The sequence below is a fragment of the Streptomyces sp. NBC_00358 genome, assembly GCF_036099295.1.
Classification (GTDB): domain Bacteria; phylum Actinomycetota; class Actinomycetes; order Streptomycetales; family Streptomycetaceae; genus Streptomyces.
In genome coordinates, this window is record NZ_CP107976.1 from 2,810,728 (window position 1) to 2,833,267 (window position 22,540).

General features: G+C 67.6%; 11 protein-coding genes, 1 tRNA gene and 2 rRNA genes. 1 reads left to right on the top strand and 13 read right to left on the bottom strand.

Annotation, left to right across the window (positions count from 1 at the left end; all coding sequences use genetic code 11):
• Positions 1–54: 54 nt before the first annotated feature.
• The 9 genes from OHT01_RS11595 to OHT01_RS11635 form a co-directional block, all read right to left on the bottom strand.
• Positions 55–525 (bottom strand): Dps family protein, encoded by a 471-nt coding sequence (locus OHT01_RS11595; RefSeq protein WP_328553066.1) that lies wholly within the window; start codon positions 523–525, stop codon positions 55–57.
• A gap of 244 nt (positions 526–769) precedes the next feature.
• Positions 770–1,147 carry a helix-turn-helix domain-containing protein gene (locus OHT01_RS11600; protein ID WP_328553067.1) on the bottom strand — a complete coding sequence of 126 codons (378 nt, stop codon included), beginning with the start codon at positions 1,145–1,147 and terminating at the stop codon, positions 770–772.
• 109 nt (positions 1,148–1,256) lie between these two features.
• Positions 1,257–1,802 (bottom strand): CinA family protein, encoded by a 546-nt coding sequence (locus OHT01_RS11605; protein ID WP_328553068.1) that lies wholly within the window; start codon positions 1,800–1,802, stop codon positions 1,257–1,259.
• A complete protein-coding gene (gene pgsA, locus OHT01_RS11610) occupies positions 1,799–2,575 on the bottom strand; it encodes a CDP-diacylglycerol--glycerol-3-phosphate 3-phosphatidyltransferase (RefSeq protein ID WP_328553069.1) in 777 nt (258 codons plus the stop codon). The genes OHT01_RS11605 and pgsA overlap by 4 nt, the downstream gene beginning before the upstream one ends.
• Positions 2,572–4,047, bottom strand: a complete 1,476-nt coding sequence (gene rimO, locus OHT01_RS11615) for a 30S ribosomal protein S12 methylthiotransferase RimO (RefSeq protein ID WP_328553070.1) — start codon at positions 4,045–4,047, stop codon at positions 2,572–2,574. Before rimO ends, pgsA begins: the two co-directional genes overlap by 4 nt.
• A 91-nt stretch (positions 4,048–4,138) precedes the next feature.
• Positions 4,139–4,996, bottom strand: coding sequence for a helix-turn-helix domain-containing protein (locus OHT01_RS11620; protein WP_328553071.1), 858 nt, complete (start codon positions 4,994–4,996; stop codon positions 4,139–4,141).
• A gap of 333 nt (positions 4,997–5,329) precedes the next feature.
• On the bottom strand, positions 5,330–8,068 hold the full coding sequence (locus OHT01_RS11625) for a DNA translocase FtsK (RefSeq protein WP_328553072.1): 2,739 nt from the start codon (positions 8,066–8,068) through the stop codon (positions 5,330–5,332).
• A 172-nt stretch (positions 8,069–8,240) separates the two neighbouring features.
• Positions 8,241–8,924 (bottom strand): response regulator, encoded by a 684-nt coding sequence (locus tag OHT01_RS11630; protein ID WP_328553073.1) that lies wholly within the window; start codon positions 8,922–8,924, stop codon positions 8,241–8,243.
• Positions 8,925–9,250: 326 nt separating this feature from the next.
• Positions 9,251–14,746 carry a HAMP domain-containing protein gene (locus OHT01_RS11635; protein ID WP_328553074.1) on the bottom strand — a complete coding sequence of 1,832 codons (5,496 nt, stop codon included), beginning with the start codon at positions 14,744–14,746 and terminating at the stop codon, positions 9,251–9,253.
• A gap of 389 nt (positions 14,747–15,135) precedes the next feature.
• Between OHT01_RS11635 and OHT01_RS11640 the strand changes: the two genes are divergently transcribed.
• Positions 15,136–17,883, top strand: a complete 2,748-nt coding sequence (locus OHT01_RS11640; protein ID WP_328553075.1) for a SpoIIE family protein phosphatase — start codon at positions 15,136–15,138, stop codon at positions 17,881–17,883.
• Positions 17,884–17,971: 88 nt separating this feature from the next.
• Here the strand turns inward: OHT01_RS11640 and OHT01_RS11645 are convergent.
• The 4 genes from OHT01_RS11645 to OHT01_RS11660 all read right to left on the bottom strand — a co-directional run bounded on the left by OHT01_RS11645 (position 17,972) and on the right by OHT01_RS11660 (position 22,288).
• A tRNA-Thr gene (locus OHT01_RS11645) sits at positions 17,972–18,044 on the bottom strand.
• 141 nt (positions 18,045–18,185) lie between these two features.
• Positions 18,186–18,848: a DegT/DnrJ/EryC1/StrS family aminotransferase gene (locus OHT01_RS11650; RefSeq protein WP_328558089.1), complete on the bottom strand. Its 663-nt coding sequence runs from the start codon at positions 18,846–18,848 to the stop codon at positions 18,186–18,188.
• A gap of 113 nt (positions 18,849–18,961) precedes the next feature.
• A 5S ribosomal RNA gene (gene rrf / locus OHT01_RS11655) occupies positions 18,962–19,078 on the bottom strand.
• Positions 19,079–19,164: 86 nt separating this feature from the next.
• Positions 19,165–22,288, bottom strand: a 23S ribosomal RNA gene (locus OHT01_RS11660).
• Positions 22,289–22,540: the final 252 nt, after the last annotated feature.

Below are 22,540 nucleotides of genomic sequence, written 5' to 3' on the forward strand. Positions count from 1 at the left end.
CAGGGCACCCCGCCGGTCCACGGGACCGGCCGGGGCGCAGCGGTTCCGGGGCCGTCACCCGTTCTCCGCCTGGAACATCCAGTGATGCTTCTCCAGGTCGGCCGTGATGCCGATGAGGATGTCCTGGCTCACCGGGTCCGGGTCCCCCGTGGCGGCCACCCGTTCCCGCATCCGCGCGATCACCGCGCCGAGCGCCTCCACGAGGGTGCGGACGGCGTCGGTGTCCTTGATCCAGCCCTCGGGCGTCGCCGCGACGCCACTGCTCGACGCCACCGTCGCGGCCCGCCCGTCCGGCGGGACACCGATGGTCGAGGCGCGCTCGGCCACCGTGTCGGAGTGCAGTCGCGCGACGTCCACGACCTCGTCGAGCTGGAGGTGGACGGAACGGAAGCGCGGCCCCACCACGTTCCAGTGGACCTGCTTCGCCACGAGGGAGAGGTCCACCAGGTCGACCAAGGCACCCTGCAGAGCCTCGGCGACGGTCTTCAGGTCCGCGTCGGACAGGGAGCTCTTCACGACGTACATCCGCATCCTCCGATTCACGACGACTGCGGCGACCTGCCTCACGGCCGTACCGGTCCCGGGGGTCCGGTGCCGGCCTCGCCACGTCCCTCCCACCATGGAGGCCGCGCCGGATACCGGCAAATGGACCCAGGAGGAACCCCGGGCAACGCGAAAGCCCCGGCCCTGCTCCTCCGGTTCTCCCGGAGAAGCCCCGGCCGGGGCTTGTCGTTCGCGTTCTCGGCCCGGGAATGCGAGCCGGTGAGCGTCAGGCGGCGACGACGTCGACCGCTTCGGCAGGCGCCTTGATCGTGACCCGTTCCGGTGGCACGCCGGTCACCGATACGGAATTGAGCATCGGGCGACGTACCGGTGCGGACACCGGTTCGGTGGCCGCAGCCGACTGTGCCAGCTCGGCGAGGGCGAGATCGTCGCTCACTTCCCGCATGAGCTCGGACATCCGTACGTCCAGCGCGTCGCAGATCGCGGAGAGCAGCTCGGAGGATGCCTCCTTCTGCCCCCGCTCCACCTCGGAGAGATAGCCGAGTGAGACTCGGGCGGACGAGGAGACTTCGCGCAGAGTACGGCCCTGGCGCTGGCGCTGCCGACGCAGCACGTCACCCAGCAGGCGACGGAGCAGAATCATCGGTGGCTCCCTCCTCGGACCGCGTAGCCGCATCCTTCACGCCCCACCGTACCGCCTTGCGCCGCGGCCGTGCGGGGAGCGATGTCGTGTTCACTCAGGGCTGCAAACATCAAAACCCCCCGTTCTGTTCCGTATCCTGTGCCCGCTCATTCCCGGTCTGTTCGCCCGCGAGCTCCTGCAGGAGCAGCGCGAGTACGCTGCGTACACTCTCCATACGGATTTCCGCCCGGCCGCCGTTCAACCGCAGCGGCGCCACTTTCCCGCCACGATCGGTGCCGAACGGCGCTCCGGAGGGCCCGTCCACGGCCACGTAGACCGTGCCGACCGGCTGTCCGTCCTGGGCATCGGGACCGGCGACGCCGGTGGTCGCGATCCCCCAGTCGGCGCCGAGCGCCTTGCGCACCCCGGCCGCCATCTGGCCCGCGACCTGCGCGTCCACGGCGCCACGTTCCGCCAGAAGAGTGGCGTCGACGCCCAGCAGTTCGTGTTTCAGTTCGGTGGCGTACGCCGTCACGGAGCCGCGGAACGCCTTCGAGGCACCCGGCACCGCGGTGATCTCCGCGGCCACCAGGCCACCGGTGAGCGACTCGGCGACGGCGAGCGTCTCGCCCCTCACCGTGAGTAGTCGCACCACTTCAGTGGCCGTGGATGTCACCGCTCGGCCTCCGCGGCGGCCGCCCGCCGCTCGGCGATCCCCTGGCGGCGCAGCACAATGGCCTGTCTCACATAGTCGAGTCCGGAGACCACGGTCAGGATGACGGCGACCGCCATCACCCAGAACCTCAGGGATGCCAGCGCCCCCGTCAGCGGCAGGATGTACATGCCGACCGCCGTGCCCTGGGCCAGCGTCTTGAGCTTGCCGCCGCGGCTCGCGGGGATGACCCCGTACCGGATCACGACGAAGCGCAGCAGGGTGACGCCGAGCTCGCGCCCGAGGATCACGATGGTGACCCACCAGGGCAGATCACCGAGGGCGGACAGGCAGACCAGCGCCGCGCCCATGATCGCCTTGTCGGCGATCGGGTCGGCGATCTTCCCGAAGTCGGTGACGAGGTCGTAGGTGCGTGCCAGGTGGCCGTCGAAGATGTCGGTGATCATGGCGACGGCGAAGGCCGCCCAGGCCCAGGCGCGCATGGCGGGGTCGTATCCGCCGTCGGCCAGCATCAGCGCCACGAATCCCGGCACGAGGACGAGCCGGATCATGGTCAGGATGTTGGCGATGTTCCAGAGGCTGGCCTGGTTGACGGCCGCGGCGCCCAGTTTCCCGCCCCGCGCCGGCTTCGTGCCCCCGGGGGCACCGGATGCGCCCGGAGTACCGGATGCGGCCGCGGCGCCGGGCACTCCCGGAGCACCGGTCGCGCCGGGGGCGCCCGTCGCCCCTTTGGCGCCCGGGGAGCCGCCCGCCGCGGATGCCGGGACTCCCGTCATCTGGCCGCCTCCTCGGTACACGCGAGCGAGCCCGGGAGCGGCTCGGCCACCAGGTCGACACCTTCCGTACCGACCACCTTGGCCTCGACGATACGGCCGACGGTCAGACCCTCGCCGCTCGTGAACAGCACCTGGCCGTCCGTCTCGGGGGCCTGGTGGGCGGCCCGGCCGTACGCGCCGTCCTCGCCGTCGATGGACTCCACCAGCACGCTCACTGTCTCGCCCACGCGCTCCTCGGCCCGCTGCGCGACCAGTTCCTCGGCGAGACGGGACACCCGCGCCAGACGCTCGGCGACGACGTCCTCGTCCAGCTTGTTCTCGTACGTCGCCGCTTCGGTGCCGTCCTCGTCGGAGTAGCCGAAGACACCGATCGCGTCGAGGCGGGCTCCCGTGAGGAAGCGCTCCAGCTCCGCGAGATCGGCCTCGCTCTCCCCGGGGAAGCCCACGATGAAGTTCGAGCGGACGCCGGCCTGCGGGGCCTTGGAACGGATGGTGTCGAGCAGCTCCAGGAACCGGTCGGTGTCGCCGAAGCGGCGCATCGCGCGCAGCACGTCCGGCGCGGAGTGCTGGAAGGACAGGTCGAAGTAGGGCGCGACGTTCGGTGTCGAGGTGAGGACGTCGATGAGTCCGGGACGCATCTCGGCGGGCTGCAGATAGCTGACCCGCACGCGCTGGATGCCGTCGATCTCGGCCAGCTCGGGCAGCATCGTCTCCAGGAGACGGATGTCACCCAGGTCCTTGCCGTACGAGGTGTTGTTCTCGGAGACGAGCATCACCTCCTTGACGCCCTGCTCGGCGAGCCAGCGGGCCTCGTTCAGGACGTCGCTGGGGCGTCGCGAGATGAAGGAGCCGCGGAAGGACGGGATGGCGCAGAACGTGCAGCGGCGGTCGCAGCCGGAGGCCAGCTTCACCGAGGCGACCGGGGACCCGTCCAGACGGCGGCGCAGGGGCGCGCGGGGGCCGGAGACGGGGGCGACGCCCTCGGGGAGGTCGGTGGGGGCGCCGTGGCCGGGAAGGGCCACTTCCTCGCCGGCGCTCTGCCGCTCGGCCGGGCTGATCGGCAGCAGCTTGCGCCGGTCGCGCGGGGTGTGGGAGGCGTGGATGCCGCCGTTCAGGATGGTCTGGAGGCGGTCGGAGATGTCGGCGTAGTCGTCGAAGCCGAGCACTCCGTCGGCCTCGGGGAGCGCTTCGGCGAGTTCCTTGCCGTACCGCTCGGCCATGCAGCCCACCGCCACGACGGCCTGGGTTCTGCCGTGCCCCTTGAGGTCATTGGCTTCGAGGAGGGCGTCGACGGAGTCCTTCTTGGCGGCTTCCACGAAGCCACAGGTGTTGACGACGGCGACATCCGCTTGTTCGGCGTCCTCCACGAGTTGCCAGCCGTCCGCCTCCAAGCGGCCTGCGAGCTCCTCCGAGTCCACCTCGTTACGGGCGCAGCCAAGGGTGACGAGTGCGACGGTACGGCGTTCAGGCATGGGCTCAAGACTACTTTGTCTCACCGACAGCCCACGTCGACGGGGTTGGCCGATCTTGGCCAACCCCGTCGACGGCGTGATTCCCGGGACCCTATCCGACCTGCGGGTCGCCCTTCGTGTACGTCAGACGCTCGACCGCGCCCGGCTGGAACTGGTCCTCGATCTTCTTCCCGTTGACGAACAGCTGGATGGCTCCGGCGTCGCCGAGGATGAGGTTGATCTTGGAGCTGTCCTGGAAGGTCTTGGACTCGCCCTTGTTCAGCAGCCCGTCGAAGAGCATCCGCCCGTTGTGGTCCTTGGCGGAGATCCAGCTTCGTCCGTCCGCGGCGCTCACCCGGACGGTCACCTTGTCCTGCGGGGCGGCCGCGATGGCACTGTCGGACGGCTCCGGCTTCGGGTCGGCGGGCTTGGTCGCCTGCGTGGACGGCGCGGCGGACTTCTTGGTGATGGGCGTGGACCCCTCGGCGACCTGGGTCTTCGAGTCGTCCCCGTTGCCGCCGCCCTTGACGACGGTGAACCCGACGAAGCCGATCACCGCGACGATCGCGGCGACCATGGCGGCCGTCCAGTTCGGTCCGCGGCGCTCGGGGCGGATGCGTTCCGCCTCGAAGAGCGGGGCGGCGGGCGTCGGCGCGGGACGTCCACCGTGCTCGGCGTCGTACTGCGCGAGCAGCGGGACGGGATCGATCCGGACGGCGCGGGCCACGGTACGGATGTGCCCGCGCGCGTAGACGTCGCCACCACAGGGAGCGAAGTCGTTCTGTTCGATGGCGTGGATGATCGTGATACGGACGCGGGTGGCGTTACTGACGTCGTCGACGGTCAGACCGGCCTCGATGCGCGCCCGCTGAAGGGCACGTCCGATCGAGGGCCGCTCGGCCGCAGGGTCGTCTTCGAACGGACGCTCGTCTTCGGGTGAGTTGCCGTCAGGTGAGTTGACGATGGACACGGGGGCGCCTTTCGAGCGTGTAGCCACCTGTGCTGGAAGTTCAGTCTAGGGGGGGTACGAAAGGGTGGGGCAACCGGACGGTAGGACTTTGTACGCCATCAGAATGGCCGGTCATCCTGATGCAGGGACATGGTGGCGTCCCTTCGCTCAACTTGACGTGCGACGAGGCGAAACGGTTGCTCACCGACTCCTTACGGGTGAGTCACGTTCACATATCAACCAGGTGCGGAACATGACGTTCCGCTACCCGTCCGACGAGCGGCCGCTCCCTGAGCGACCGCCACGCGCTCACCACTGCGTCGCCGACCGTCCCGTCTCCCCTCGCCGGGGGTTCTACGCTTCCGTTTCCCCGCGCATCACGGCCAACACCTCATCCAGCTCGTCGGCCTTCACGAGAACGTCACGGGCCTTGGACCCCTCACTGGGCCCGACGATCCCGCGCGACTCCATGAGGTCCATCAGCCGGCCGGCCTTGGCGAAGCCGACGCGCAGCTTGCGCTGGAGCATCGAGGTGGACCCGAACTGCGAGGTGACGACCAGTTCGGCGGCGGCGCACAGCAGATCGAGGTCGTCGCCGATGTCCTCGTCGATCTCCTTCTTCTGCTTGCTGCCCACGGTGACGTCGTCCCGGAAGACGGGCGCCATCTGATCCTTGCAGTGCTGCACGATCGCCGCGACCTCGTCCTCGGTGACGAAGGCACCCTGCATACGGGTGGGCTTGTTGGCCCCCATCGGCAGGAAGAGTCCGTCGCCCTTGCCGATGAGCTTCTCGGCGCCGGGCTGGTCGAGGATGACGCGCGAGTCCGCCAGGGAGGAGGTGGCGAAGGCGAGCCGGGAGGGCACGTTCGCCTTGATCAGACCGGTGACGACGTCGACGGACGGACGCTGCGTGGCGAGCACCAGATGGATGCCGGCCGCGCGGGCGAGCTGGGTGATGCGCACGATGGAGTCCTCGACGTCACGCGGCGCGACCATCATCAGGTCGGCGAGCTCGTCGACGATCACCAGGAGGTACGGGTACGGGGTCAGCTCGCGCTCGCTGCCCTCGGGCAGCTTGACCTTGCCGTTCCTGATGGCCGCGTTGAAGTCGTCGATGTGCCGGAACCCGAACGCCGCGAGGTCGTCGTAGCGCAGGTCCATCTCCCGTACGACCCACTGCAGCGCCTCGGCGGCCCGCTTCGGGTTGGTGATGATCGGCGTGATCAGGTGCGGGATGCCCTCGTACGCGGTCAGCTCGACGCGCTTGGGGTCCACGAGGACCATCCGCACGTCCTCCGGGGTCGCCCGGACCATCACCGAGGTGATCAGGCAGTTGATGCACGACGACTTGCCGGAACCGGTGGCTCCGGCGACCAGGACGTGCGGCATCTTCGCCAGGTTGGCCATCACATAGCCGCCCTCGACGTCCTTGCCGAGCGCGACCAGCATCGGATGGTCGTCCTCCGCCGCGTCCGCGAGGCGCAGCACGTCGCCGAGGTTGACCATCTCGCGGTCGGTGTTGGGGATCTCGATGCCGACCGCGGACTTGCCGGGGATCGGGCTGATGATCCGCACGTCCGGGCTGGCGACCGCGTAGGCGATGTTCTTGGTGAGCGCGGTGATCCGCTCGACCTTCACGGCGGGGCCGAGCTCGACCTCGTAGCGGGTCACCGTCGGCCCGCGGGTGAAGCCGGTGACGGCCGCGTCGACCTTGAACTCCCTGAAGACGTTCTGCAGGGAGGCGACCACCGCGTCGTTGGCGGCGCTGCGGGTCTTGCCCGGACCGCCGCGCTCCAGGAGGTCGAGCGAGGGCAGTGAGTAGGTGATGTCCCCGGAGAGCTGGAGCTGCTCCGCGCGCGGGGGCAGTTCGCGCGGGCCGTCGGGCGCGGCCTTGGTGAGGTCGGGCACCACGGACTGGACCGGCAGGGCCTCCTGCTTGGGCCGCTTGGCGCCGGGTACGGCCTTGGCGCGGGCTGCCGGTACCGGCGTCGTCTCCTCGTACCCGTCCCGCTCGACGCTGACGCCCTGCGTCAGGTCGGCGACCAGGGGCGAGGGCGGCATCCCGTGCAGCACGGCGCCGTCCAGCGCCGCGGCGGCCGCCGCGGCGACGTCCACCGCGTCCATCGGCCGGTTCATGTCGGGCTGCTGGGCTCCGGGCCGCCGGGGGCGGCTCCGGCGCCTGGTGAGCGCCTCCTGCTCGGCGCCGTCGGGGTCGTACGCCTCGGGGGCGCGCGGGCGTCTGCGGGAGCCCGCCTGCAGCCCGTCGCGCCACTGCTCGTCGTAGCGCTCCTCGTCCTCGGCGAACGCGGCCTCGTCGAAGTCGGCCTGGACGATGCCGAGCTTCTGGCCGAGCAGCCGCAGCCGCTGCGGGATCGCGTTCACCGGGGTCGCCGTGACGACCAGCAGCCCGAAGATCGTGAGCAGCACGAGCAGGGGTACGGCGAGGACGTCACCCATCGTGTACGTCAGCGGGGTGGACGCCCCCCAGCCGATCAGCCCGCCGGCATCCCTTATCGCCTGCATCCCGTCGCTGCGCGCGGGCGACCCGCACGCGATGTGCACCTGGCCGAGCACGCCGATCACGAGCGCCGACAGACCGATCACGATGCGGCCGTTGGCCTCGGGCTGCTCGGGGTGCCGGATGAGCCGGGCCGCGATGACGGCGAGGAGTATCGGGACGAGGAGGTCGAGCCGGCCGAAGGCGCCGGTCACCAGCATCTCGACGAGGTCGCCGACGGGGCCGCGCAGATTGGACCAGGTACCCGCCGCGACGATCAGGCCGAGGCCGAGCAGCAGGAGCGCGAGTCCGTCCTTGCGGTGCGCCGGGTCGAGCCCCTTCGCACCCCGCCCTATCCCGCGGAAGGTGGCTCCGACGGCATGGGCGATGCCCAGCCACAGGGCGCGTACGAGTCTGTACACACCCGCGGTCGGGTTGGGCGCCGGCGCGGGAGCGGGCTTCTTCGCCGCGGCCCTCTTGGCGGGCGCCTTGCCGGCGGCTGCCTTTTTCACGGGGGCCTTCTTCGCCGGAGCCTTCGTCGGAGCGGCCGCCTTCTTCGCGGGCGGCTTCTTGGCTGCGGACTGACGTGAGGCCATGTGTGTGAGGTTACCGGTGGAGACGACAGCGACACGTGTGCCTCCCCCAAGTTCTCGACTTCGCTCGAACAGGGGGGACCCCGGCTTCACCCGATCGTGTCAGCCTTACCGGGAGCGGAACTGACGCTTCCTCACGCCGTTCCGGGGGAGCCCGGACACGTCCGGGCCGGCATCAGTTCTGCGACGGCAGCGAAGGGGCACCGCTGCCCGTACCCGGCTCCAGCGCGTCCAGCGCCCTGCGCAGTCCGGTGAGTTTGCGTTCCAGATGGGCCGCGGTCGCCACCGCCGCCGCGTCCGCCGAGTCGTCGTCGAGCTGCTTGGACAGCGCCTCCGCCTGCTCCTCGACGGCGGCGAGCCGCGCCGAGAGTTCGGCGAGGAGTCCGGCGGGTTCCTTGGACTCGCCGAGCACCGCCTTGCCCCCGCCCTCCAACTGGAGCCGCAACAGAGCCGCCTGCTCCCGGAGTTGACAGTTCTTCATGTAGAGCTCGACGAACACCGAGACCTTCGCGCGCAGCACCCACGGGTCGAAGGGCTTGGAGATGTAGTCCACCGCGCCGGCCGCGTACCCCCGGAAGGTGTGATGCGGGCCGTGGTTGATGGCGGTGAGGAAGATGATCGGGATGTCCCGGGTCCGCTCCCGCCGCTTGATGTGCGCGGCGGTCTCGAAACCGTCCATGCCCGGCATCTGAACGTCCAGCAGAATGACCGCGAAGTCGTCCGTGAGCAGCGCTTTGAGCGCTTCCTCCCCGGACGATGCCCGTACCAGTGTCTGATCGAGCGCGGAGAGGATCGCCTCCAGCGCCAACAGATTCTCCGGCCGGTCATCGACCAGGAGGATCTTGGCCTTCTGCACCATGGCCCGCCCTCCTCGCCCCGGCATGGGGCCTCCCCTGTCCACAGGACTTGGGGTAGCACCGGGCGCCGCCCCAGGGGACGACTCCCTTGCGCCGCCCGTCCTTGTGCCGGTCATGGTAGCCGCACCCCGCCTGTCGCCACACCCTGTCACCGCGATGTCACTGTGCACGTAGCAGAAACGCGGCAGGGGACCAGAAGGTTCCCCGAATCCCCTGCCTCTACACGGCTTCGGGCACAGTCCGTCATCCGAGACCGCGCGGCCGTGCCGCACGGTGTCCAGGCGCCCAACAGCACGTGACGGCCACGCGTCACCGCACCACGAGTCTGTCACCCCTCACGCATCCACTGCGCCATCACGGACAGCAGATGATCGGGATCGACCGGCTTGGTCACATAGTCGGAGGCACCCGACTCGATCGCCTTCTCCCGGTCGCCCTTCATGGCCTTCGCCGTGAGCGCGATGATCGGCAGTCCCGCGAACTGCGGCATCCGCCGGATCGCCGTGGTCGTGGCGTAGCCGTCCATCTCGGGCATCATGATGTCCATCAGAACGACCGTCACATCGTCGTGCTGCTCCAGGACTTCGATGCCCTCACGGCCGTTCTCCGCGTAAAGCACCGAGAGCCCGTGCTGTTCGAGGACGCTGGTCAGCGCGAAGACGTTGCGGATGTCGTCGTCGACGATCAGCACCTTCTCGCCCTCGAACCGGATGCCACGACCCTGCTGCGGTCCCGCGTCCTGCTGGCCCGCGGCCCCCCACGGCTCCTGGGCCACGCCCCCCGCACCGTCCGGCTGTCCGGGAACGGCGGAGTGCTGCTCGGCCGTGGGCAGCGCCCTGCGGCGCCTCCTGAACAGTGCGGCGGGCCCGTTCTGGGCGTCCTGGTACGACTTCACCTCGGCCGGCATCCTGATGTCGTGCAGTTCGGCCTCGGAGGCCAGCAGTTCGCCGGTCTCCAGCGTCGGCGCGAGCTGCCCGTAGCCCTGCGGCGGCAGTTCGCTCGGGTGCAGCGGCAGATACAGGGTGAAGGTCGAGCCGCGTCCCGGCTCGCTCTGGGCGTAGATCTCGCCGCCCAGCAGCCGCGCGATCTCCCGCGAGATGGAGAGCCCCAGACCCGTGCCGCCGTACTTGCGGCTCGTCGTGCCGTCCGCCTGCTTGAACGCCTCGAAGATCACCCGCATCTTGCTGGCCGCGATCCCGATACCGGTGTCGGTGACGGAGAACGCGATCAGATCGGCGTCCGCGTCCCGCAGCGACCCCGACTCCAGCAACTGTTCCCGGATGGCCACCGGCACATCCGTCCCGGCGGGCCGGATCACCAGCTCGACGGCACCGGAATCCGTGAACTTCACCGCGTTGGAGAGCAGGTTGCGCAGCACCTGGAGGAGCCGCTGCTCGTCGGTGTGCAGCGTGGCGGGCAGCTCCGGCGACACCCGTACGGAGAAGTCGAGCCCCTTCTCCGCGGTCAGCGGACGGAACGTGGCCTCCACGTAGTCGACGAGCTGGACGAGTGCGATCCGGGTCGGCGACACGTCCATCTTGCCCGCCTCGACCTTCGACAGGTCAAGGATGTCGTTGATCAGCTGGAGCAGGTCCGAGCCCGCTCCGTGGATCGTCTCGGCGAACTCGACCTGCTTCGGGGTGAGGTTGGTGTCCGCGTTGTCGGCGAGCAGCTTGGCCAGGATCAGCAGCGAGTTCAGCGGCGTACGCAGCTCGTGCGACATGTTCGCCAGGAACTCGCTCTTGTAGCGCATGGAGACGGCGAGTTGCTCGGCGCGCTCCTCCAGCACCTGCCGGGCTTCCTCGATCTCGGTGTTCTTGACCTCGATGTCGCGGTTCTGCTGGGCCAGCAGCTCGGCCTTCTCCTCCAGCTCCGCGTTCGAGTCCTGCAGCGCCTTCTGCCGGTTCTCCAACTCCGCCGAACGCTCCCGCAGTTGCTCGGTGAGCTCCTGCGACTGCCGGAGCAGTACCTCCGTCTTGGTGTTGACGGAGATGGTGTTGACGCTCGTCGCGATCATCTCGGCGATCTGGTTCAGGAAGTCCCGCTGGATCTGCGTGAACGGGGTGAAGGACGCCAGCTCGATGACACCGAGCACGGTCCCCTCGAACAGCACCGGAAGCACGATGACCTGGGCCGGAGGCGCCTCGCCCAGCCCGGAGGAGATCTTCAGATAGCCGCTCGGCGCGTTCTCCACGAGGATCGTGCGCTTCTCCTGCGCCGCCGTCCCGATCAGCGCCTCACCGGGCCGGAACGACGTCGGCATGGAGCCCATCGAGTAGCCGTACGACCCGAGCATGCGCAGCTCGTACGCCTCCTCGTCCTCGGTGCCCGCGTCCTTGCCGTCGACCAGCGGCATGGAGAGGAAGAACGCGCCGTGCTGGGCCGAGACGACCGGAGTCAGCTCGCTCATGATCAGCGAGGCCACGTCGTCGAGGTCACGGCGCCCCTGCATCAGCGCGGAGATGCGCGCGAGGTTGCCCTTCAGCCAGTCCTGCTCCTTGTTGGCGATGGTGGTGTCGCGCAGGTTGGCGATCATCTTGTTGATGTAGTCCTGAAGTTCCTGGATCTCGCCCGAGGCGTCCACGTCGATCTTCAGGTTCAGGTCGCCGCGCGTCACCGCGGTCGCCACGCGCGCGATGGCACGCACCTGCCGGGTCAGGTTCCCGGCCATCTCGTTCACCGACTCGGTGAGGTCGCGCCAGGTGCCGTCCACGTCACGCACCCGCGCCTGGCCGCCCAACTGCCCCTCGGTGCCCACCTCCCGGGCGACCCGGGTGACCTCCTCAGCGAAGGACGACAGCTGGTCGACCATCGTGTTGATGGTGGTCTTGAGCTCCAGGATCTCGCCGCGCGCGTCGATGTCGATCTTCTTGGTCAGATCGCCCTTGGCGATGGCCGTCGTGACCATCGCGATGTTGCGCACCTGGCCGGTCAGGTTGGACGCCATCCCGTTCACCGACTCGGTGAGGTCCTTCCACGTGCCGGACACGCCCGGCACCCGCGCCTGGCCGCCGAGAATGCCGTCCGTGCCCACCTCGCGGGCGACCCGCGTCACCTGGTCGGCGAACGAACTCAGCGTCTTCACCATCGTGTTGACGGTGTCGGCGAGCTGTGCGACCTCGCCGCTCGCCTCGACCGTGACCTTCTTGGTGAGGTCGCCGTTGGCCACCGCCGTCGCGACCTGCGCGATGTTCCGCACCTGGTTGGTCAGGTTGTCGGCCATCACGTTGACGTTGTCGCTCAGGTCCTTCCAGATGCCGGTGACACCCGGCACCCGCGCCTGACCGCCCAGGTTGCCCTCGGTACCCACCTCACGGGCCACCCGGGTCACCTGCTCGGCGAAGTTCGAGAGCTGGTCCACCATCGTGTTGACGGTGGTGACCAGTTCGAGGATCTCGCCCTTGGCGTCGACGGTGATCTTCTTCGACAGATCGCCCTTGGCGACCGCGGTCGTCACCTCGGCGATGTTGCGCACCTGGATGGTCAGGTTGTTGGCCATGAAGTTCACCGACTGGGTGAGGTCCTTCCAGGTGCCGGAGACACCCTGCACCTCGGCCTGCCCGCCGAGCATGCCCTCCGTGCCCACCTCACGCGCCACCCGCGTCACCTGCTCGGCGAAGTTCGAGAGCTGGTCCACCATCGTGTTGAGGGTGTTCTTCAGCTCCAGGATCTCGCCGCGCGCGTCCACGTCGATCTTCTGCGACAGATCACCCCGGGCCACCGCCGTCGCGACCTGCGCGATGTTGCGGACCTGCGCGGTGAGGTTGCCGGCCATGCCGTTCACCGAATCGGTCAGGTCGCGCCACACACCGGCGACGCCGGGCACCTGCGCCTGACCGCCGAGCCGGCCCTCCGTACCCACGTCACGGGCCACCCGCGTCACCTGGTCGGCGAACGCGGAGAGCTGGTCGACCATCGTGTTGATGGTGTTCTTCAGCTCCAGGATCTCGCCGCGCGCGTCCACGTCGATCTTCTGCGACAGGTCACCCCGGGCCACCGCCGTGGTGACCTGCGCGATCTGCCGCACCTGCGAAGTCAGGTTCCCCGCCATGAAGTTGACGGAGTCGGTGAGTTCCTTCCAGGTGCCCGACACACCGTCCACCCGGGCCTGACCGCCGAGGCGGCCCTCCGTACCCACGTCACGCGCCATCCGCGTCACCTGGTCGGCGAAGCTCGACAGCTGGTCCACCATCGTGTTCACGGTGTTCTTCAGCTGGAGCATCTCGCCGGAGACGTCGACGGTGACCTTCTGCGACAGATCACCGTTCGCGACCGCCGTGGTCACCTGCGCGATGTTGCGCACCTGGCCGGTCAGGTTCTGGAACGCCGTGTTGACGGAGTCCGTGAGGTCCTTCCAGGTACCGGCCACCCCCGGAACCTGTGCCTGGCCGCCCAGTTCACCCTCGACGCCGACCTCGCGCGCCACTCGCGTGACCTCGACACCGAACGACGACAGCTGGTCGACCATCGTGTTGACGGTGTTCTTCAGCTCCAGCATCTCGCCGGCGACCTGGACGCTGACCTTCTGCGACAGATCACCGTTGGCCACCGCGGTCGTCACGGCGGCGATGTCCCGCACCTGGGTCGTCAGGTTCCGGAAGACCGTGTTGACCGAGTCCGTCAGGTCCTTCCACGTTCCCGCCGCCCCCGGCACGTTCGCCTGACCGCCGAGCCGCCCCTCGCCACCGACCTCGTTGGCGACACGGGTGACCTCGTCCGCGAACGTCCGCAGCGTCTCGGTCATCTGGTTGATCGTCTCGGCGAGCTGCGCGACCTCACCGCGCGCGGAGACGGTCACCTTCTGCGACAGGTCACCGCTGGCGACCGCCGTCGTCACCTGCGCGATCCCGCGCACCTGGGCCGTCAGGTTGCCGGCCATCAGGTTCACCGAATCGGTGAGGTCCTTCCACACACCGGCCACACCGGGCACCTGGGCCTGACCGCCCAGCTCCCCCTCCGTACCCACCTCGCGGGCGACGCGTGTCACCTCGGAGGAGAACGAGGAGAGCTGGTCCACCATCGTGTTGACGGTGTTCTTCAGCTCCAGCATCTCGCCGGCCACGTGAACGGTGACCTTCCGCGACAGATCACCCTTGGCGACGGCCGTCGTCACGAGAGCGATGTCACGCACCTGCGCGGTCAGCCGGTACGCCATCGTGTTGACCGAGTCCGTGAGGTCCTTCCACGAACCGGACATACCGCGCACCCGGGCCTGTCCGCCCAGCTTGCCCTCGGTGCCCACCTCACTGGCCACCCGGGTGACCTCGTCGGTGAACGTCGACAACTGGTCGACCAGGTTGTTGACCGTCCGCCCGACCTTCAGGAACTCACCGCGCAGCGGATGACCGTTGCCGTCCGCCGCCTGCGCGCGCAGGTCCATCCGCGGCGACAGATCGCCCTCCGCGACAGCGGACAGTACCCGGCCGACCTCGGAGACGGGTCGTACGAGATCGTCCACCAGCGCGTTCGACGCCTCGATCGCGGCCGCCCAGGCGCCGTCACCGGCACCCGTCTCCAGCCGCTCCGTGAGCTTTCCCTCACGGCCCACCACCCGCCGTACCCGCGACAGCTCACCGGTCAGATGCAGATTGCGGTCGGCGACCTCGTTGAAGACCGCCGAGATCTCGGACATGACGCCGTCACCGGAAACGGTGAGCCGCTTGCGGAAGTTGCCGTCCCGCATCGACACCAGAGCCGCCAGCAACCGGTTCAGGGCCGCCGTGTCCACCTCGGTGGTCCCGGTACGCGGTGTGCGCCCGCTGTTCAGGGACTGTCCGCCTTTCGCGCGCGTCCTACCGCCCCGCGTCGCTGCGCCAGACTCCACTGTGTCCCTCCCGCAAGGGTCGACCAATACTGCTCGGCGTACTCGGGTACTGCTGTTCGTGGTGCAGGGGAGGCATTCGGCCTGCCCGGACCTTTCTCCTGAAGCCTGCCCAGTGTTTCACCCCGGCTGAACCAGGCCATAACAGTTCGGCAGCTTCGCACATCGTCCGCACACCCTCGGGACGGAACTCCGCCCCTGGCCGGAGGCAATCACACACACGTGTCCGAACGGAAACACCGGACTCTTCAAGACGGAAACACTCGTGACCGGCATCCGCGGGGGCGGTGAAGGTAAGTAACCTTGCATGCGGCTGTCCAGCCGCGCCGGTCCCGTCCGGCCTGGGCGGTGGCACGAGTACGAGCGGGCAGGCATCGGAGGGGCACCGCACCATGACCACCGGACTGCATCCTGGGGGAACGCCCCAGGATCCCCGGCCGACAGGAAACCACGCCCTGCCAGCACAGGAGCGGGTCGGCCCGGGAACCCCGCATGCCGACGACCGGACAAGGAGTTCTGTGATCACCGCGCGCGCGGCCGCCAGTTTCGAGCCCGTGGGACGGTCCGTCGCGACCGCCCGCTCGTTCGTCCGGGACACGCTCCAGGGCTGGGGGTTCGCCGACATCGTCGACGACGCCGTCGTTCTGACCAGCGAACTGGTCACCAATGCCGTCGTCCACGCGGGCACCGCCGCCGACGTTCTGTGTCTGCGCAGCGACGACGGGGTACGCATCGAGGTCGCCGACCACTACCCGGAACGCGAGATCCCGCTCCAGGCGACCGCCATCAGCATGGGCAGCCCCGACCGCGAGGGCGGCCGCGGCCTCCAGCTCTGCGCGGCCCTCGCCGGCCGCTGGGGCGTCGAGTACACCCCCACCCACAAGCAGGTCTGGTTCCAGCTCGATCTCCCCGAGCGCGCGGTCGGCACCCGCGCCGCCGGCCCCTCGCTCCCCGCCCACCTCCTGCCACTGGCCGACGGCCGCGTCCGCGTCGCGGTCATCCAGATCGACCGCACGGGCTCCATCAACGCCTGGAACGAGGACGCCGAGGAACTCTTCGGCTACGCGGCCGAGCAGGTCACCGGCAAACCGCTCACCGACCTCGCGGCCTGGCCGCACACCCCCGGCACCAGCACCGGCATCGTCGAGGCCCTCCAACTCTCCCGCTGGGAAGGCAGTTACGGCGTCCGCTGCGCCGACGGCCGGGTCACCCCGGTGTACGCCTCCCACCTGCGCGTCCGCGACACCGGCGGCGAACCCTCCACCGTCTGTCTCCTCGTCCGCGACCACGAACGCGCCGTCCTGCAGACCCCGTTGCGCGGACCGTCCGCCGACTCGGGCGCCCACTCCGAGGGCCAGGCCACGGACCCGTTCGAGGTCTTCATCGGATCACCCGCCCCGGACGACCTCGACGGCCTCCTCCAGCGCACGGTGGAACGGGCCCGCGACATGCTCGACGGCGACTCCGCCTTCCTGCTCCTCGCGACCGACGACGAGACCGAGCTGGAGGTACGCGCCTCCACCGGCCTGCCCTCCGCGCGCCAGCGCTTCGCGCGCGTGCCCGTCGAGGCGGGCCCCGGACGCTACGGCTCGGCCCGGATGCCCGCCGTCCACGAGGACCTGTCGGTCGTCCCCGGTGCCGTACCGCTCCTCGGCGGCACCGGCATGCGCTCGGTCGTCACGGTCCCGCTGAAGGTCGAGGGCCGCCTCACCGGCTCCCTCGGCGTCGCCGCCGAATCACCCGGCCGCTACTCCAACGAGGAGGCCCTGCGCCTCCAGTTCGCCGCCGACCGCATCGCCCTGGCGGTGGAATCGGCCCGCCTCGGCGAACTGGAACGCCTGCGCCGCGGCTCCCTGTCCTTCCTCGTCGAGGCCTCCGACCTGCTCGCCGGCACCCTGGACCGCGACCAGACACTCGCCCTCATGGCCCAGATGACGGTCCCGACCCTCGCCACCTGGTGCGCCGTCTACACGATCGCCGACCAGGCCTCCGAGCCGTACCTGTCGTACGTCCTGCACGAGGACGAGGAACGCATCGACGGTCTCAAGGCGTTGCTCTCGAAGATCGCGCCACCGGACCCGGTGCCCACCCCGGGCGCCCGCGTCTGGTCGGCACCGGCCGCGGCGGCGCACGAGGCCGCCCTGCGGACCTCGATGCGCAGCCTGGGCCTCGGCGACCAGGCGTCGGTGAGCTCCGGCATCGGTACGACGCTGGCGACGGCCCACGCCGTCGGCGGCGAGACGGTCGTCCTCCCCCTGGTGGCCCGCAACCGCGTGATCGGCATGCTGACTCTCGGCAAGCCCTCGGACGAGCATTTCCGCCAGGAGATCCTGGAGTTGGCGGAGGACCTCTCCCGGCGAGCGGCCCTCGCCCTGGACAACGCCCGCCTGTACTCGGAGCGCACGGCCATCAGCCAGTCCCTCCAGCGCAGCCTCCTGCCCCCGGAGCTTCCCCAGATCGAGGGCGTCGAGGTTGAGGTCATCTACCGGGCGGCCGGCGAGGGCAACGAGGTCGGCGGCGACTTCTACGACCTCTTCCCGATCCGCGACGGCGCGTACGGCTTCGCCATCGGCGACGTCTGCGGTACGGGCCCGGAGGCGGCCGCGGTCACCGGTCTGGCCCGGCACGCACTGCGCCTGCTGGCCCGTGAGGGCTACGGCGGTCCCGCGGTCCTGGAGCGTCTGAACTCCGCGATCCTCGACGAGGGCGCCCGCAGCCGCTTCCTGACCCTCCTCTACGGCGAGTTGTGGCCCCAGGAGGACGGCAGCGCCGTTCTGAAGGTCGTCTGCGCGGGCCACCCGCTCCCGCTGCGCCTGCGCCAGGACGGCACGGTCGAACCGGCCGCCGAACCGCAGCCGCTCCTCGGTGTCATGGAGGACCTGGAGCTGTACGAGCAGACGGTGACGCTGGATCCGGGCGATGTCCTGCTCTGCGTCACGGACGGCGTCACGGAACGCCGCGAGGGCACCCGCATGCTCGGCGACGACGGCCTCGCGGACGTCCTCACCACGTGCACGGGGCTGACGGCCGGCGCGGTCGCGGCGCGCATCATGCGCGCGGTCGAACGCTTCGCCTCCGACGCCCCGTCGGACGACATGGCGATTCTGGCGATGCGGGTCCCGGGCCTCCCGACCGACTGAGGCCCGGTTCGGCCCGGCCCCGGACGTGCGAAAGGCTCCGGACATGCGAAAGGCCCCCGCCCACAAGGGCGGAGGCCTTTTCTGTCTGAGCCCCCCAACGGAATCGAACCGTTGACCTTCTCCTTACCATGGAGACGCTCTACCGACTGAGCTAGGGGGGCCTGCTGCCTTTTCGAGGTTTCCCCCGCGGCAACGAGATAGATCATACCCCGAACCGAACCGTGTTCCCAACCAGTCCGGCCGGAAGCCGAAGGACCGGATCCGAAGGCCCCGGTCAGCGGCGCGGGACCCGAGGCCCGCGATCAGAAGGCCGGCTGGAGCAAGCCGCCGAGCGCGTTGCACGCGGAGACGATCCGCTGCATCTCCCGCTTCGTCAACACCCCGTCCACCGGCAGCGAAAGTGTCTCGTCGGCGGCCCGCTCGGTCTCGGGAAGCTGTATGTCCCGCCGGAACCCGGGCATCCGGTGCACCGGCGTCTTCACCGGCACCCGGCACTCGACTCCCCTGGCTCGCACGGCTCGTGCGAAGGCGTCGCGGTCCGGCCGCCCGTTTCCAGGCACTCTCACGACGTACTGCTGATAGGTGTGTCCGTCGCCGCCGGCCGGGGTCCGTACGCCCCGCAGCCGGCCGTCGAGATAGGCGGCCCGCTCCCTGCGCTGCGCGATCTCGTCGTACGGCGCCTCGGACTCGCCCTGTTCGAGGACCAGCAGTTCGTGGCGCTGCCCCAGTTCCCGCAGCCGCACCATGTCGGCCGTCCGCCCGAAGCGGTGTACGACAACGAGGGCCGCTGAGCGAGGTGTCACGACGGCCTCGATCGCGCGAGGGTCGAGGCAGTACGTCGACGGGTCTATGTCGGCGAAGACCACCGTGGCGCCGGCCTCGGTCACGGCATCGGCGACCTCCACGTTCCCGAAGGCCGGAACGATGACCTCGTCTCCGGCTCCGACGCCCGCGGCCCTGAGCATTGCAGCAGTACCCATGCCGCGGATATTGGTCGCGCAACGTGAACGCAAAGTGACGCAAAACAAAAAAGAGCTGGTCCCCGAACCGAAGTTCGGGGACCAGCTCTTCAAAATTTGTTCGGCGGCGTCCTACTCTCCCACAGGGTCCCCCCTGCAGTACCATCGGCGCTGTGAGGCTTAGCTTCCGGGTTCGGAATGTAACCGGGCGTTTCCCTCACGCTATGACCACCGAAACACTATGAAACTGTCAACCGGAGCCGTGGCATAGCTACGACGGTTGTTCGTGGTTTCAGAACCAACACAGTGGACGCGAGCAACTGAGGACAAGCCCTCGGCCTATTAGTACCAGTCACCTCCAGCGGTTGCCCGCCTTCCAGATCTGGCCTATCAACCCAGTCGTCTACTGGGAGCCTTAACCCCTCAAAGGGGGTGGGAATACTCATCTCGAAGCAGGCTTCCCGCTTAGATGCTTTCAGCGGTTATCCCTCCCGAACGTAGCCAACCAGCCATGCCCTTGGCAGGACAACTGGCACACCAGAGGTTCGTCCGTCCCGGTCCTCTCGTACTAGGGACAGCCCTTCTCAATATTCCTACGCGCACAGCGGATAGGGACCGAACTGTCTCACGACGTTCTAAACCCAGCTCGCGTACCGCTTTAATGGGCGAACAGCCCAACCCTTGGGACCGACTCCAGCCCCAGGATGCGACGAGCCGACATCGAGGTGCCAAACCATCCCGTCGATATGGACTCTTGGGGAAGATCAGCCTGTTATCCCCGGGGTACCTTTTATCCGTTGAGCGACGGCGCTTCCACAAGCCACCGCCGGATCACTAGTCCCGACTTTCGTCCCTGCTCGACCCGTCGGTCTCACAGTCAAGCTCCCTTGTGCACTTACACTCAACACCTGATTGCCAACCAGGCTGAGGGAACCTTTGGGCGCCTCCGTTACTCTTTAGGAGGCAACCGCCCCAGTTAAACTACCCATCAGACACTGTCCCTGATCCGGATCACGGACCCAGGTTAGACATCCAGCACGACCAGAGTGGTATTTCAACGGCGACTCCACACGGGCTGGCGCCCGCACTTCACAGTCTCCCACCTATCCTACACAAGCCGAACCGAACACCAATATCAAACTGTAGTAAAGGTCCCGGGGTCTTTCCGTCCTGCTGCGCGAAACGAGCATCTTTACTCGTAGTGCAATTTCACCGGGCCTATGGTTGAGACAGTCGAGAAGTCGTTACGCCATTCGTGCAGGTCGGAACTTACCCGACAAGGAATTTCGCTACCTTAGGATGGTTATAGTTACCACCGCCGTTTACTGGCGCTTAAGTTCTCAGCTTCGCCACCCCGAAGAGTGACTAACCGGTCCCCTTAACGTTCCAGCACCGGGCAGGCGTCAGTCCGTATACATCGCCTTACGGCTTCGCACGGACCTGTGTTTTTAGTAAACAGTCGCTTCTCGCTGGTCTCTGCGGCCACCCCCAGCTCACCGAGTAAATCGGATCACCAGTGATGGCCCCCCTTCTCCCGAAGTTACGGGGGCATTTTGCCGAGTTCCTTAACCATAGTTCACCCGAACGCCTCGGTATTCTCTACCTGACCACCTGAGTCGGTTTAGGGTACGGGCCGCCATGAAACTCGCTAGAGGCTTTTCTCGACAGCATAGGATCATCCACTTCACCACAATCGGCTCGGCATCAGGTCTCAGCCTTAATGTGTGACGGATTTGCCTATCACACGGCCTACACCCTTACCCCGGGACAACCACCGCCCGGGATGGACTACCTTCCTGCGTCACCCCATCACTCACCTACTACAGGTCTGGACCGTCGGCTCCACCACTCCCCCTTGCCCGAAGGCTCCGGGGCGGCTTCACGGACTTAGCATCGCCTGGTTCAATGTTTGACGCTTCACAGCGGGTACCGGAATATCAACCGGTTATCCATCGACTACGCCTGTCGGCCTCGCCTTAGGTCCCGACTTACCCTGGGCAGATCAGCTTGACCCAGGAACCCTTAGTCAATCGGCGCACACGTTTCTCACGTGTGTATCGCTACTCATGCCTGCATTCTCACTCGTGAACCGTCCACCACTGCCTTCCGGCGCGGCTTCACCCGGCACACGACGCTCCCCTACCCATCACAGCGGGCGTTGGCCCTATTGCTGCAATGACACGACTTCGGCGGTACGCTTGAGCCCCGCTACATTGTCGGCGCGGAATCACTAGACCAGTGAGCTATTACGCACTCTTTCAAGGGTGGCTGCTTCTAAGCCAACCTCCTGGTTGTCTGTGCGACTCCACATCCTTTCCCACTTAGCGTACGCTTAGGGGCCTTAGTCGATGCTCTGGGCTGTTTCCCTCTCGACCATGGAGCTTATCCCCCACAGTCTCACTGCCGCGCTCTCACTTACCGGCATTCGGAGTTTGGCTAAGGTCAGTAACCCGGTAGGGCCCATCGCCTATCCAGTGCTCTACCTCCGGCAAGAAACACACGACGCTGCACCTAAATGCATTTCGGGGAGAACCAGCTATCACGGAGTTTGATTGGCCTTTCACCCCTAACCACAGGTCATCCCCCAGGTTTTCAACCCTGGTGGGTTCGGTCCTCCACGACCTCTTACAGCCGCTTCAACCTGCCCATGGCTAGATCACTCCGCTTCGGGTCTTGAGCGCGCTACTGAATCGCCCTATTCGGACTCGCTTTCGCTACGGCTTCCCCACACGGGTTAACCTCGCAACGCACCGCAAACTCGCAGGCTCATTCTTCAAAAGGCACGCAGTCACGACGCACTGAGTAAACTCAATGCGCGACGCTCCCACGGCTTGTAGGCACACGGTTTCAGGTACTATTTCACTCCGCTCCCGCGGTACTTTTCACCATTCCCTCACGGTACTATCCGCTATCGGTCACCAGGGAATATTTAGGCTTAGCGGGTGGTCCCGCCAGATTCACACGGGATTTCTCGGGCCCCGTGCTACTTGGGTGTCTCTCAAACGAGCCGTTGATGTTTCGACTACGGGGGTCTTACCCTCTACGCCGGACCTTTCGCATGTCCTTCGCCTACATCAACGGTTTCTGACTCGTCTCACAGCCGGCAGACTGTGAAAGAGAGATCCCACAACCCCTTGCATGCAACCCCTGCCGGGTCTCACACATACAAGGTTTGGCCTCATCCGGTTTCGCTCGCCACTACTCCCGGAATCACGGTTGTTTTCTCTTCCTGCGGGTACTGAGATGTTTCACTTCCCCGCGTTCCCTCCACATACCCTATGTGTTCAGGTATGGGTGACAGCCCATGACGACTGCCGGGTTTCCCCATTCGGAAACCCCCGGATCAAAGCCTGGTTGACGGCTCCCCGGGGACTATCGTGGCCTCCCACGTCCTTCATCGGTTCCTGGTGCCAAGGCATCCACCGTGCGCCCTTAAAAACTTGGCCACAGATGCTCGCGTCCACTGTGCAGTTCTCAAACAACGACCAACCACCCATCACCCTGCCCGGAGGCAAGTTCACTGGGGCCGGCACTGAAGGCAGCCTTTCGGCCGTACCTTCAGACACCCAACAGCGTGCCCGACACCTCAACCACTCGTGATCAGCTTTCCACGCTCCGAAGAGCAGTACTGGCAGCCCGAGATGACTGAGAGTGCCGAATAATCAACGTTCCACCCATGAGCAACCACCGTCGAACGT

Bases quoted from the DNA above. Each gene is read 5' to 3' on its own strand.
- OHT01_RS11630 (WP_328553073.1), bottom strand. From the start codon at position 8,924: ATGGTGCAGAAGGCCAAGATCCTCCTGGTCGATGACCGGCCGGAGAAT.
- OHT01_RS11640 (WP_328553075.1), top strand. From the start codon at position 15,136: ATGACCACCGGACTGCATCCTGGGGGAACGCCCCAGGATCCCCGGCCG.
- OHT01_RS11600 (WP_328553067.1), bottom strand. From the start codon at position 1,147: ATGATTCTGCTCCGTCGCCTGCTGGGTGACGTGCTGCGTCGGCAGCGC.
- pgsA (WP_328553069.1), bottom strand. From the start codon at position 2,575: ATGACGGGAGTCCCGGCATCCGCGGCGGGCGGCTCCCCGGGCGCCAAA.
- rimO (WP_328553070.1), bottom strand. From the start codon at position 4,047: ATGCCTGAACGCCGTACCGTCGCACTCGTCACCCTTGGCTGCGCCCGT.
- OHT01_RS11650 (WP_328558089.1), bottom strand. From the start codon at position 18,848: ATGCTCAGGGCCGCGGGCGTCGGAGCCGGAGACGAGGTCATCGTTCCG.
- OHT01_RS11595 (WP_328553066.1), bottom strand. From the start codon at position 525: ATGTACGTCGTGAAGAGCTCCCTGTCCGACGCGGACCTGAAGACCGTC.
- OHT01_RS11625 (WP_328553072.1), bottom strand. From the start codon at position 8,068: ATGGCCTCACGTCAGTCCGCAGCCAAGAAGCCGCCCGCGAAGAAGGCG.